A 12,312-nucleotide genomic window follows, 5' to 3' on the forward strand; every position below is an offset into this window, starting at 1 on the left:
CGTCCCCGTGACCGGGGTTTGACTCGATGCATGCTCTCTGCCCGCAGCGTGTTCCAGGAGATCGTCGACAACGACGACACCTTCCAGCTGTTCTGCTCCATCGCCGCCAGCGGGGAGGCCCAGGGCGGCTGGGAGAACGGCCGCATCGCGGCCCTGGTCCCCGACGGCATGCGCCACCTCGTGCCCAAGATCACCCGGCACGGAGCCGACGAGGACAAGCACGGACGGATCTTCCACGCGCTGCTCCGCAAACGCGGTCTGGCGCCCGTCCCCGTGCCGCCCGAAACCGACTACACGATGCTGCTGGAGCGCGCCGGCATCGGCCTCGCCCACGAGAAGCTGAGCCGGGACGAGCCGCTGACCGAGCGGGACGTCGTCGTCTACCTCGCGCACAGCCGCGTCACCGAGCAGCGCGCCGCCGACCAGATGGACACGCTGGTCAAGGACTTCGGCGACCACCCCGAGCTCGGCAAGGCCGTCCGTATGATCAGCAACGACGAGGACAACCACCTCGCGTACTGCCACGAGGAGTTGCTGCGCCTGGCCCGCCAGGGCCACGGGCACACCATCCGGCAGGTGCTGCGCGAGAGCGCGCTCGTGGAGATCCGCGTCTACCGCGACGTCAGCCTCGCCGTCATGGGCCACATGGGACGGCTGCTGAACTGGCCCGCCCCCAAGGCGGCCGCGTTCGCCGCCGGCATCCGGGGCGTGTACGCCTACGAGCGCTTCAGCGGCTGGCACCGGTCGGTCGGCCTGCGCATGCCGGAACGGCGCGACGCGCTCGGCGGAGCAGCAGCGGCCGCCGCCGAGTTCGCCTAGTGCGGGCGCGGCCGGGCCGCCAGGGCCGGCCGCGCCGCTACAGCCAGCCGCGCCGCTTGAACATCCGGTGCAGGCCCAGACAGGCTCCCACCATCACCGCCAGCACCACCGGATAGCCCCAGCTCTGCTTCAGCTCCGGCATGTCGTCGAAGTTCATCCCGTAGATCCCCGCCACCATCGTGGGGACGGCCGCCATCGCCGCCCAGGCGGAGATCTTGCGCATGTCGTCGTTCTGCCGGACGCCCATCTGCGCCAGATGCGCGGCGAGCGCGTCCGACAGCAGCCGGTCCAGCCCCTCGATGTACTCGTTCGCCTTGGTCAGGTGGTCCGCGACATCGCGGAAGAACGGCTGCGCGTGGTCGTGGACGAACGGCACGTCCCCGAACGCGAGCCGGTCCATCGGCTGGAGCAGCGGGCTCGTCGCCCGGCGGAACTCCAGGACCTGCCGCTTGAAACCGTAGATCCGGGCGGCGGTGTTCTTGGTGTCCGAGGCGTTCGGCGCGAAGACGTCGGCCTCCAGCTCCTCCAGGTCCGCCTGGAGCTCGGCGGCCACCTCGATGTAGTGGTCCACCACCGCGTCGGACACCGCGTACAGCACGGCCGTCGGACCGTGCCGCAGTACGTCCGGCTCGTGCTCCAGCCGGCGGCGCACTGCGGCCAGCGGGGCGCCCTCGCCGTGCCGGACCGTGACCACGAAGGAGTCGCCGATGAACACCATCAGCTCGCCCGCGGTCACGGTGTCGGTGTCCTCGTCGTACAGCACCGGCTTGAGGACGACGAACAGCGAATCGTCGTACACCTCCAGCTTCGGGCGCTGGTGAGCGGTCAGCGCGTCCTCCACCGCCAGCGGGTGCAGCCCGAACTCGTCGCGGACGTGGTCGAATTCCTTCTCCGTCGGCTCGTGCAGGCCCAGCCACAGGAAGGCGTCACCGGTCGCCCGCGCCTCGTCGAGGGCATCGGAGAAATCCGCCGGCCCCTCGGCGCGAGCACCGGATTTGTAAATCGCGCAGTCCACAATCACCCGGGGCATTCTTCCCTGCCCGCGGCCCGCCCGCACTCCCACCTCACCGCGCAGCGCCTGACCTAGGCTGTACCCCATGGCCACGCTGATCCTCGTACGACACGGGCGGTCCACCGCCAACACCGCCGGTCTGCTCGCCGGATGGACCCCGGGAGTCGCCCTCGACGAGCGCGGCGCCGAACAGGCCGCCAAGCTGCCCGGACGACTGGTCGGCGTGCCCCTCGCCGCCGCCGTCACCAGCCCGCTGCAACGCTGCCGCGAAACCCTCGCGCCGCTCATGGCCGCCCGGCCGGAGCTGGAACTGCACACCGACGAGCGCATCGGCGAATGCCACTACGGCGACTGGTCGGGCCGCAAACTCTCCGAACTCGCCGACGAACCCCTGATGAAGATCGTCCAGCAGCACCCGTCGGCGGCCGCCTTCCCCGGCGGCGAGTCCATGCGCGCCATGCAGAACCGCGCGGTGGAAGCCGTACGGGAATGGAACGCCCGCATCGAAGAGGAGCACGGCGCGGACGCCGTCTACCTCATGTGCTCGCACGGAGACATCATCAAGTCCCTTGTCGCCGACGCCCTCGGGATGCACCTGGACCTCTTCCAGCGCATCCACGTCGACCCCTGCTCGGTGACCGCGATCCGGTACACGCCGACCCGCCCCTTCGTGTTCCGGCTCGGCGACACCGGGGACTTCGGCTCGCTCGTGCCCGGCGACCAGGCCCGCACCTCCGACAAGGCCGCCGAGGACGCCGGGAACGCCGTCGTGGGGGGCGGCGCGGGCGCGGCGTGATCGAACGGCGCAGTAGGGTGGACTGGCCATAACAAAGAGCACAGCCACACGCAGAGCACCCCCTGCCGCCGAGACTTGGAGACTGGACGTGCCCCGTCAGGTGTTCCTCTACGACCCGCCGGACCGCTTCGTGGCCGGCACGGTCGGTCTGCCGGGACGCCGTACGTTCTTCCTGCAGGCCTCCTCCGGCCCCCGCGTCACCAGCGTCTCCCTGGAGAAGACCCAGGTCGCGGCGCTCGCCGAGCGGATGGACGAGCTGCTGGACGAGGTCGTACGGCGCACCGGGGGCAACGCCCCGGTCCCGGCCGTCGCCCCTGCCGAGGCCGCCGACACCGCCCCCCTCGACGTCCCCGTCGAGGAGGAGTTCCGCGTCGGCACCATGGCCCTGGCCTGGGACGGCGAGGAGCAGCGGATGATCGTCGAGGCCCAGGCCCTCGTCGAACTCGACGCCGACTCCGACGAGGACCTCGCCGAGGCGGAGGAGCGGCTGCTCCAGGACGAGGAGAACGGCCCGCCCATGCTGCGGGTCCGCCTCACCGGCGCCCAGGCCCGCGCCTTCGCCAAGCGGGCCCTGGACGTGGTCAACGCGGGCCGCCCGCCGTGCCCGCTGTGCAGCCTGCCGCTCGATCCGGAGGGCCACGTGTGCCCCCGCCAGAACGGCTACCGGCGCCAGGCGTGAACGCAACGGGGGAGCTGGAGGAACTGCTCGCCAGGGGCGAGCTGAGCGTCGTCGGCCGGATCAGGGAGGCGTCCAACGCCGTCCTGCTGTGCACCGTCACCCACGAGGGCGAGAGCACCGACTGCGTCTACAAGCCGGTCAAGGGCGAGCGGCCCCTGTGGGACTTCCCCGACGGCAACCTCGCCCAGCGCGAGGTCGCCGCCTACCTGGTCTCCGAGGCCACCGGCTGGGGGCTGGTGCCCACCACCGTGCTGCGCGACGGACCCTACGGCGAAGGCATGGTCCAGCGCTGGATCGAAGCGGCGGACGAGGGCGACCCGGCAGCCGGGCTCCTCGCCCTCGTCGACGGCGAGGAGGCGGGAGAGGGCTGGAAGCCCGTCGCCTTCGCCGACGTGGGCGAGGGCCGCACCGCCCTGCTCGTCCACGCCGACGACCCGCGGCTGCGCCGGCTCTCCGTGCTCGACGCCGTGATCAACAACGGCGACCGCAAGGGCGGCCACCTGCTCCCCGCGGCCGACGGACGGCTCTACGGCATCGACCACGGCGTGAGCTTCCACACCGAGGACAAGCTGCGCACCCTGCTCTGGGGCTGGGCGGGGGAGCCGCTGACCGACGAGGCCCGCGAGGTCCTGGCCGCGCTCACCGGCCTGCTCGCCGAAGGAGCCCCCCTCGCCACCCGGCTGGCCGAACTGATCACACCCGTCGAGCTGGCCGCCGTACGGGAGCGGGTGGCCCGGCTGCTGCGCACCGGGATCCACCCGCAGCCCTCCGGGCAGTGGCCGTCGATCCCCTGGCCACCGGTCTGAGCCACCGGTACGAACCGGCCAGTACCACACGCACAGAACCGGCCAGACCGCAAGAGTGCCGATCAAGACAACAGTGCAGGTCCGGTTCGTTTAAGGAACACCCGTCCGGTTAGGCTCGACACATGCATGCCTGGCCCGCTTCTGAGGTCCCCGCCCTTCCCGGCAAGGGCCGCGACCTCCAGATCCACGACACCGCGACCCAGGGGACGATCACCCTCGCCCCCGGTCCCGTCGCCCGTATCTACGTCTGCGGCATCACCCCGTACGACGCGACCCACATCGGTCACGCGGCGACCTACAACGCGTTCGACCTCGTACAGCGCGTGTGGCTCGACACCAAGCGGCAGGTCCACTACGTCCAGAACGTCACGGACGTGGACGACCCGCTCCTGGAGCGGGCGCTGCGCGACGGCCACGACTGGACCGAGCTCGCCGAACGCGAGACGGCCCTCTTCCGCGAGGACATGACCGCCCTGCGGATGCTGCCCCCGCAGCACTACATCGGCGCCGTCGAGGCCATACCGGGCATCGTGCCGCTCGTGGAGCGGCTGCGGGACGCCGGCGCGGCGTACGAGCTCGAAGGCGACGTCTACTTCTCGGTGGAGTCCGACGCGAACTTCGGCAAGGTCTCGAACCTCGACGCCGAGGCCATGCGGCTGCTCTCCGCCGAGCGCGGCGGCGACCCCGAGCGGCCGGGCAAGAAGAACCCGCTCGACCCGATGCTGTGGATGGCAGCGCGACCGGGCGAGCCGAGCTGGGACGGCGGCTCGCTGGGCCGCGGCCGGCCGGGCTGGCACATCGAGTGCGTCGCCATCGCCCTGGACCACCTGGGCATGGGCTTCGACATCCAGGGCGGCGGCTCCGACCTGGCGTTCCCGCACCACGAGATGGGCGCCTCGCACGCGCAGGTCCTGACGGGCGAGTTCCCGATGGCCAAGGCGTACGTGCACGCGGGCATGGTCGCCCTGCACGGCGAGAAGATGTCGAAGTCGAAGGGCAACCTCGTCTTCGTCTCCGCGCTGCGCCGGGCCGGAGTGGACCCGGCGGCGATCCGCCTGGCGCTCCTGTCCCACCACTACCGGGCCGACTGGGAGTGGACGGACGCCGTCCTCGCCGAGGCGGTCGCCCGCCTGGAGCGGTGGCGCGCGGCGGTCTCCCGCCCGGACGGCCTGCCGGCCGACGCCCTCGTCGAAGAGGTCCGCGAGGCCCTCTCCAACGACCTGGACGCGCCTGCCGCGCTGGCGGCCGTGGACCGCTGGGTGGACGCGCAGAACGCCTCCGACGGCGACGACGAGTCGGCCCCCGGCCTGGTCTCCCGCACGGTGGACGCCCTCCTGGGCGTAGCCCTGTAACCCGGGGGCGGGGGCGGTGGCCGCTGCGCGGAGCCGTCCCCGCCCCGCCCTTTCTCCGTTTCCCGGTGCTCCGCCCCGGACCCCGCGCCTCGAACGCCGGCGAGGCTGGATTGTCCAGCCTCGCCGGCGTTCGAGGCGCGGGCGCGGTAGCGCCGTGCAGTGAGCCGCGCCGGCGATTGAGGCGGGAACGGTGGAAGGGCGGGTAGGGGACCAGTTCCGCGCAGCGGCGCTTGCGGGCCCGCCCGCCCCCTCCCGCTACGCCTCGGGGCTGTCCTCGCCCGGTTCCTCCGGCGGAGCCGGGGGTTCCTCGGACGGCGAGTCCGGCTTGCGCTTCGGCGGCCGCGTCAGCCCACTGGACGTGTCCCGCAAGTACGACCCGTCACCCGGCTCCCCACCCGCGGACGGGTCACGACGGCGCAGGTACCGCTCGAACTCCCGGGCGATGGCGTCCCCGGACGCCTCCGGCAGATCCGCCGTGTCCCGCGCCTCCTCCAGCGTCTGGACGTACTCCGCCACCTCGCTGTCCTCCGCCGCGAGTTGGTCCACGCCCAGCTGCCACGCCCGCGCGTCCTCGGGGAGTTCACCCAGCGGGATCCTGATGTCGATCAGGTCCTCCAGCCGGTTCAGCAGCGCCAGCGTGGCCTTCGGGTTCGGCGGCTGCGACACGTAGTGCGGCACCGCCGCCCACAGCGACACCGCCGGCACCCCGGCATGCGTGCAGGCCTCCTGCAGCACGCCCACGATCCCCGTCGGACCCTCGTACTTGGTCTCCTCCAGGTCCATCGTCCGCGCCAGATCCGCATCCGACGTGACCCCGCTCACCGGCACCGGCCGCGTGTGCGGAGTGTCCCCGAGCAGCGCACCGAGGACGACGACCATCTCCACGCCCAGCTCGTGCGCGAAACCGAGCAGCTCGTTGCAGAACGACCGCCACCGCATGGACGGTTCGATGCCCCGCACCAGCACCAGGTCACGGGGCTTCGCACCGCCGATGCGCACCACCGACAGCCGGGTCGTCGGCCACGTGATCTTCCGTACCCCGTTGTCCAGCCACACCGTCGGCCGGTTGACCTGGAAGTCGTAGTAGTCCTCGGCGTCGAGCGCCGCGAACACCTCGCCCTTCCACTCCCGGTCCAGGTGCGCGACCGCACCGGAGGCCGCGTCACCCGCGTCGTTCCAGCCCTCGAACGCGGCCACCATGACCGGGTCGATCAGCTCGGGCACGCCCTCAAGCTCGATCACCCAGGTCTCCTTCCGAAGTTCCCTTGTGTACGTGGGTCAGCCTAAGCCTTGAGACGACGCCAGCCACAGCCCACGACAGAGGGGCGGTTCCCCCTGGAACCGCCCCTCTTCCCCACCTGCGGGAGACCTATGCCTTGCGGCCCAGCATCTCCTCGACCCGAGCCCGGACGGCCTCGTCGTCCAGGCCCCGGATCGTCACCGTCGTACGCCGGCGCAGCACGTCGTCGACCGTCTCGGCCCACTCGTGGTCACGGGCGTACGCGACCTGCGCCCAGATCTCCGGACCGTCCGGGTGGATGCGCTCGGCCAGCGCCGGGTCCTCGTTCGCGATCCGCGCGATGTCGAAGGCCAGCGAACCGTAGTGCGAGGCCAGGTGCCGCGCGGTCAGCGGGTCCATGCGGGCACCGGGCTCGCGGTCCACCAGCAGCCGGTGCGCGACCGCGTTCGGGTTCGCGACACCGGGCAGCGGCACCCGGCGCACCAGGGACTTGACCGGCTCCATGTCCTCGGTGAGCGGGCTGCCCGGCAGCTTGGCCAGCTTGTCCATGACGACCCGGCCGATGTGGCGGTACGTCGTCCACTTGCCGCCGGCCACCGACAGCATGCCGCCCGCACCCTCGGAGACCACCGTCTCGCGCTTGGCCTTCTCGACCCCGCCGGGGCCGCCGGGCAGCACCCGCAGGCCCGCGAAGGCGTAGGTCATCAGCGAACGGTCCAGGTCGGCGTCCTTCACCGAGAACGCCGCCTCGTCCAGGATCTGCTGGATGTCGGACTCGGTGGCGCGCACGTCGGCCGGGTCGCCCTCGTACACCTCGTCGGTGGTGCCGAGCAGGAGCTGGTCCTCCCACGGCAGGGCGAAGGTGATGCGGTACTTGTCGATCGGGGTGGCCATGGCGGCCTTCCACGGCGACTTGCGCTTCATGACGATGTGCGCGCCCTTGGAGAGGCGGATCGACGGCAGCGAGTGCTTGTCTTCCATGCGCCGCAGGTGGTCCACCCACGGGCCGGTGGCGTTGAGCACGACGCGCGCGTCGACCCCGAACTCGGTGCCGTCCAGGCGGTCCTTGAGCTCGGCGCCGGTGACCCGGCCGCGCGTCATGCGCAGCCCGGTGACCTCGGCGTGGTTGAGGACGACCGCACCCGACTCGACGGCCGCGCGGACCGTCATGACGGCGACGCGGGAGTCGTTCATCTGGTGGTCGTAGTAGACCGCGACGGCCTTGAGGTTGTCCGTCTTCAGGCCGGGGTTGTCGGCGACGGCACGGGCCGGGGATATGACCTTGCCCATGCCGTCACCGAAGGCCGAGAGGGCGGAGTAGGCGAAGACGCCCGCGCCCAGCTTGGCCGCACCCACCGGACCGCCCTTGTAGACCGGCAGGTAGAACGTGAGCGGGTTGACCAGGTGCGGGGCCACGTCCTTGGCCAGCACCCGCCGCTCGTGGTGGTTCTCGGCCACCAGCTTGACCGCGCCGGTCTGCAGGTAGCGCAGGCCGCCGTGGACGAGCTTGGAGGAGGCGGAGGAGGTGGCGCCGGCGAAGTCGCCGGCGTCCACCATGGCGACCCGCAGACCCGACTGCGCGGCGTGCCAGGCCACCGAGGTGCCCAGGATTCCACCGCCGATGACCAGGAGGTCGTACGTGGCCTTCGCCAACTGCTCGCGGGTCTCGGCGCGGCTCGCGTTCGAACCGGCGGTCGGGTGCGTGCCCAGTGCGGTCACGCTCTGCAGGCTGCTCATATCTCTCTTAGCTCCTCGTCGATAGCGTCGGCTGAGTGAGGTCAGCTGGCGTCTTCGTCGTCGACCCAGCCCATGGACCGCTCGACGGCCTTGAGCCAGCTCTTGTACTCGCGCTCCCGCTGCTCGGCGGGCATCCGCGGGGTCCACTCGGCCGCGCGGCGCCAGTTGGCGCGCAGGGCGTCGGTGTCGGGCCAGAAGCCGACGGCCAGGCCGGCGGCGTAGGCGGCGCCGAGGCAGGTGGTCTCGGCGACCATCGGGCGCACCACGGGGGCGTCCAGGAAGTCCGAGAGCGTCTGCATCAGCAGGTTGTTGGAGGTCATGCCGCCGTCGACCTTGAGGGCCGTGAGCTCGACGCCCGAGTCCTTGGTCATGGCGTCGGTGATCTCGCGGGTCTGCCAGGCGGTGGCCTCGAGGACGGCACGGGCGATGTGCGCCTTGGTGACGTACCGGGTGAGGCCGGCGATCACACCGCGGGCGTCGGAGCGCCAGTACGGGGCGAACAGGCCGGAGAAGGCCGGGACGAAGTAGGCGCCGCCGTTGTCCTCGACGGAGGAGGCCAGGGTCTCGATCTCGGCCGCGGACTTGATCAGGCCCATCTGGTCGCGCATCCACTGGACGAGCGAGCCGGTGACGGCGATGGAGCCCTCCAGCGCGTAGACCGGCTTCTGGTCGCCGATCTGGTAGCCGACCGTGGTCAGCAGGCCGCTGTAGGAGTTGATGATCTTGTCGCCGGTGTTCATCAGCATGAACGTTCCGGTGCCGTACGTGGACTTGGCCTCGCCCTCGGCGAAACAGGTCTGGCCGAACAGGGCGGCCTGCTGGTCACCGAGCGCCGAGGCGACCGGGACACCCGCGAGGACGCCCTCCTTGACGTGGCCGTAGACCTCGGCGGAGGACTTGATCTCGGGGAGCACGTTGAGCGGGACGCCCATCGACTCGGCGATCTTCTCGTCCCAGGCCAGGGTGTGCAGGTTCATCAGCATGGTGCGCGAGGCGTTGGTCACGTCGGTGACGTGGTGACCGCCCTGGGCGCCGCCGGTGAGGTTCCAGATGACCCAGGAGTCCATGGTGCCGAAGAGGATGTCCCCGGCCTCGGCGCGCTCGCGCAGGCCCTCGACGTTGTCGAGCAGCCAGCGGACCTTGGGGCCGGCGAAGTAGCTCGCCAGCGGCAGGCCCGTCTCGCGGCGGAAGCGGTCCTGGCCGACGTTGCGGCCGAGCTCCTTGCACAGGGCGTCGGTGCGGGTGTCCTGCCAGACCAGCGCGTTGTGCACCGGCTCGCCGGTGTTCTTGTCCCACAGGACGGTGGTCTCGCGCTGGTTGGTGATGCCGACGGCCTTGACGTCGGCAGCGGTAAAGCCCGGAATGTCCTGGGCGGCCTTGGCGATGGCCCCGGCGACGACCTCCTGGACGTTGGTCCAGATCTCGTTGGCGTCGTGCTCGACCCAGCCCGGCTTCGGGAAGATCTGCTCGTGCTCCTTCTGGTCGACGGCGACGATGCGGCCGTCGCGGTCGAAGACGATGCAGCGGGAGGAGGTGGTGCCCTGGTCGATCGCGGCGATGAAGGGGCCGGTGCTGCTGGTCATGTGGCTGCTCCTGGCAGGTCTATGAGTAGGCGGAATCAGGATGCGGTGCGGATCTTACGAGCGCGGGCCGATGCTGATCAGGCGAACGCGATGTTGTACAGACCGCCGGCGAGTGCGGCACCGACGAGCGGGCCGACGACCGGGATCCAGGAGTACCCCCAGTCCGAGCCGCCCTTGTTGGGCAGCGGGAGCAGGGCGTGGACGATGCGGGGACCGAGGTCGCGGACCGGGTTGATGGCGTAACCGGTCGGACCGCCCAGCGAGAGGCCGATGCCGACGACCACGAAGGAGGTGATCAGGACGCCGATGACGCCGAGGCCCTTGCCGCCGTCCTGGAGGCCCTGGGTCAGGATCGCGATGACCAGGACGAAGGTGCCGATGATCTCCGTCGCCATGTTCTGGACGACGTTGCGGATCTCGGGGCCGGTCGAGAAGATGCCGAGCACCGGGCCGGCCACGTCGTGCGGGTGCGGGTCCTCGGGACCGAGGCGCGCGTCCTTGATGTTCTCCGGGTCCGCCAGGTGCACGCGGAACTGGCCGTAGTAGGTGATCCACATCAGGACCGCGCCGAGCATGGCGCCGAGCAGCTGGCCCGCGAAGTAGACGGGGACGTCGCCCCACTCGCCGGTCTTGACGGCGATGCCGACGGTGACCGCCGGGTTGAGGTGCGCACCGGAGAGCGGCGCGGAGACGTAGGCGGCGATCAGGACCGCGAAGCCCCAGCCGAAGGTGATCGCGAGCCAGCCCGCGCCGCGGGCCTTGGAGCTCTTGAGCGTGAGGGCGGCGCAGACGCCACCGCCGAGCAGAGTGAGCAGGGCGGTACCGATGGTCTCGCCGATGAAGATGTCGGAGCTGGACACCCGCGACTCCTTTGTCTTACGTCCAGGGGTGGGCGGACACCGGCGTACCTCCGGTGGTTCCGCGCACTCGGTGAGTGCTGCACCGGTCCTTGGCCTTGTCGCATCCTAACGCGTATTGCCGGTAGGTGTTCGACATTGCCGACCGATGAACGGCAGTTTTCCGCCTGTGTGAAGAACCCGTCAAGGCCTGGCCAGGTCAAAGAACCGGATCGTTACCACTCGGTTCGAGCGACCAAATCCGGCCAATCCATGATCAGTAAACGACAAAACCCACCCATATGCAGCTCGAAGCCGCGCCGGGTGGGTCATGGGTGGGGCAAACGGGTCAGGTCAAGCTCAGAACCGGCCTGCCCCCAGATCGCGCGAAACCGACCGTGCGCAGTCCCGTACGGAGGCCACCAGGGCCGCACGCGGCTCCCCGGCCTCCCCGCAGACCCGCTCCACGGCCCCCGCCACGGCGACCGCGCCGACCGGCATCCTGCGCCGGTCGTGGATGGGCGCCGCGACCGAGGCGATGCCCTCCCAGGTCTCCTCCACGTCAGAGGCCCAGCCCCGCGCCCGGGTCAGCCCGAGGACCTCCTCGAACCCGATCGGGTCCGTGACCGTGCGGGGGGTGAACGCCTCGCGCTCCACCTCCAGCGCCTCCGTGTGCGCCACCGGGTCGTAGGCGGACAGCACCTTCCCCAGGGCCGTCGAGTGCAGCGGCTGCATGGCCCCCACCTCCAGCACCTGGCGGCTGTCGTCGGGCCGGAACACGTGGTGCATGATCAGCACCCCGCTCTTGTGCAGCACCCCCACGTACACGCTCTCGCCGCTCGCCCGGGCCAGATCGTCCGTCCACACCAGGGCGCGGGCGCGCAGCTCGTGCACGTCCAGATAGCTGTTCCCCAGGCGCAGCAGCTCGGCGCCCAGCTGATAGCGGCCCGAGGCCGGGTCCTGCTCGACGAAACCCTCCGCCTGCAGGGTGCGCAGGATGCCGTGCGCCGTGCCCTTGGCCAGGCCCAGGGCGGACGCCACGTCCGACAGTCCCAGCCGGCGCTCCCCGCCCGCCAGAAGTCGCAGCATCGCAGCGGCTCGTTCGAGCGACTGGATGTTCCGTGCCATCGCGCAGCCTCCTGCTGACGTAGTTCGACAATGCTGAACACTATCGGTCGATGTCGACCTCGTGCATGATGAGGCCGTCCCGCCGCGACGCACGGCGCCCCACCCCACCCCGGAACACCCTTCGGATGCCCCGCGCACAGGATGCAGTCCGCCCAGTGGGACGGCCGCACCGGGGCAGGTCCACGCGGTTACTCTGGCCGAGTGCACCCTTGACACAGAGAGGGTGCAAAGCCGACAGCCGTCGCATCCCAGGGAGCATCACCATGGCCTCGTTGCCGAACCCGCCCGCAGCCACACCGACCCGGGTCGAGGCCCTTCGCGAGG

At 70.9% G+C, this 12,312-nt stretch carries 11 protein-coding genes; 5 read left to right on the forward strand and 6 right to left on the reverse strand.

Annotation, left to right across the window (positions count from 1 at the left end):
• Positions 1 to 30 precede the first annotated feature (30 nt).
• A complete protein-coding gene (locus ACIGFK_RS30590) occupies positions 31 to 819 on the forward strand; it encodes a ferritin-like domain-containing protein (RefSeq protein ID WP_376661540.1) in 789 nt (262 codons plus the stop codon).
• A gap of 37 nt (positions 820 to 856) precedes the next feature.
• On the opposite strand, the gene corA is transcribed toward ACIGFK_RS30590, so the two are convergent.
• Positions 857 to 1,849 (reverse strand): magnesium/cobalt transporter CorA, encoded by a 993-nt coding sequence (gene corA, locus ACIGFK_RS30595; protein WP_376661541.1) that lies wholly within the window; start codon positions 1,847 to 1,849, stop codon positions 857 to 859.
• Between the two features lie 67 nt (positions 1,850 to 1,916).
• On the opposite strand from corA, the gene ACIGFK_RS30600 reads away from it, so the two are divergent.
• From ACIGFK_RS30600 to mshC, 4 genes are all read left to right on the forward strand, one after another.
• Positions 1,917 to 2,627, forward strand: coding sequence for a histidine phosphatase family protein (locus ACIGFK_RS30600; RefSeq protein WP_376661542.1), 711 nt, complete (start codon positions 1,917 to 1,919; stop codon positions 2,625 to 2,627).
• A gap of 88 nt (positions 2,628 to 2,715) precedes the next feature.
• Entirely contained in the window at positions 2,716 to 3,306 is a 591-nt protein-coding gene (locus ACIGFK_RS30605) for a DUF3090 domain-containing protein (RefSeq protein WP_030720371.1), read from the forward strand.
• Positions 3,270 to 4,112, forward strand: coding sequence for an SCO1664 family protein (locus tag ACIGFK_RS30610; RefSeq protein WP_386470904.1), 843 nt, complete (start codon positions 3,270 to 3,272; stop codon positions 4,110 to 4,112). Before ACIGFK_RS30605 ends, ACIGFK_RS30610 begins: the two co-directional genes overlap by 37 nt.
• A 122-nt stretch (positions 4,113 to 4,234) precedes the next feature.
• Complete coding sequence (gene mshC / locus ACIGFK_RS30615) at positions 4,235 to 5,464, forward strand: cysteine--1-D-myo-inosityl 2-amino-2-deoxy-alpha-D-glucopyranoside ligase (protein WP_376661544.1); 1,230 nt, start codon at positions 4,235 to 4,237, stop codon at positions 5,462 to 5,464.
• A 255-nt stretch (positions 5,465 to 5,719) separates the two neighbouring features.
• On the opposite strand, the gene ACIGFK_RS30620 is transcribed toward mshC, so the two are convergent.
• The 5 genes from ACIGFK_RS30620 to ACIGFK_RS30640 form a co-directional block, all read right to left on the reverse strand.
• Positions 5,720 to 6,706 (reverse strand): PAC2 family protein, encoded by a 987-nt coding sequence (locus ACIGFK_RS30620; RefSeq protein ID WP_376662048.1) that lies wholly within the window; start codon positions 6,704 to 6,706, stop codon positions 5,720 to 5,722.
• A gap of 127 nt (positions 6,707 to 6,833) precedes the next feature.
• Positions 6,834 to 8,441: an FAD-dependent oxidoreductase gene (locus ACIGFK_RS30625; protein ID WP_376662047.1), complete on the reverse strand. Its 1,608-nt coding sequence runs from the start codon at positions 8,439 to 8,441 to the stop codon at positions 6,834 to 6,836.
• 41 nt (positions 8,442 to 8,482) lie between these two features.
• The gene (glpK, locus tag ACIGFK_RS30630) at positions 8,483 to 10,024 is read right to left on the reverse strand and encodes a glycerol kinase GlpK (protein WP_376662046.1); all 1,542 of its coding nucleotides are present in this window, start codon (positions 10,022 to 10,024) and stop codon (positions 8,483 to 8,485) included.
• A 77-nt stretch (positions 10,025 to 10,101) separates the two neighbouring features.
• Positions 10,102 to 10,884 carry an MIP/aquaporin family protein gene (locus ACIGFK_RS30635; protein WP_376662045.1) on the reverse strand — a complete coding sequence of 261 codons (783 nt, stop codon included), beginning with the start codon at positions 10,882 to 10,884 and terminating at the stop codon, positions 10,102 to 10,104.
• A gap of 336 nt (positions 10,885 to 11,220) precedes the next feature.
• Positions 11,221 to 11,988 carry an IclR family transcriptional regulator gene (locus ACIGFK_RS30640; RefSeq protein ID WP_376662044.1) on the reverse strand — a complete coding sequence of 256 codons (768 nt, stop codon included), beginning with the start codon at positions 11,986 to 11,988 and terminating at the stop codon, positions 11,221 to 11,223.
• Positions 11,989 to 12,312 lie beyond the last annotated feature (324 nt).

The organism is Streptomyces sp. NPDC085524 (assembly GCF_044541755.1).
In the GTDB taxonomy this organism is placed as follows: domain Bacteria; phylum Actinomycetota; class Actinomycetes; order Streptomycetales; family Streptomycetaceae; genus Streptomyces.

What these genes read in the sequence shown, in the direction of transcription:
- ACIGFK_RS30590 (WP_376661540.1), top strand. Translation starts at nt 31, where the DNA reads ATGCTCTCTGCCCGCAGCGTGTTCCAGGAGATCGTCGACAACGACGAC.
- corA (WP_376661541.1), bottom strand. Translation starts at nt 1,849, where the DNA reads ATGCCCCGGGTGATTGTGGACTGCGCGATTTACAAATCCGGTGCTCGC.
- ACIGFK_RS30640 (WP_376662044.1), bottom strand. Translation starts at nt 11,988, where the DNA reads ATGGCACGGAACATCCAGTCGCTCGAACGAGCCGCTGCGATGCTGCGA.
- ACIGFK_RS30625 (WP_376662047.1), bottom strand. Translation starts at nt 8,441, where the DNA reads ATGAGCAGCCTGCAGAGCGTGACCGCACTGGGCACGCACCCGACCGCC.
- ACIGFK_RS30600 (WP_376661542.1), top strand. Translation starts at nt 1,917, where the DNA reads ATGGCCACGCTGATCCTCGTACGACACGGGCGGTCCACCGCCAACACC.
- glpK (WP_376662046.1), bottom strand. Translation starts at nt 10,024, where the DNA reads ATGACCAGCAGCACCGGCCCCTTCATCGCCGCGATCGACCAGGGCACC.
- mshC (WP_376661544.1), top strand. Translation starts at nt 4,235, where the DNA reads ATGCATGCCTGGCCCGCTTCTGAGGTCCCCGCCCTTCCCGGCAAGGGC.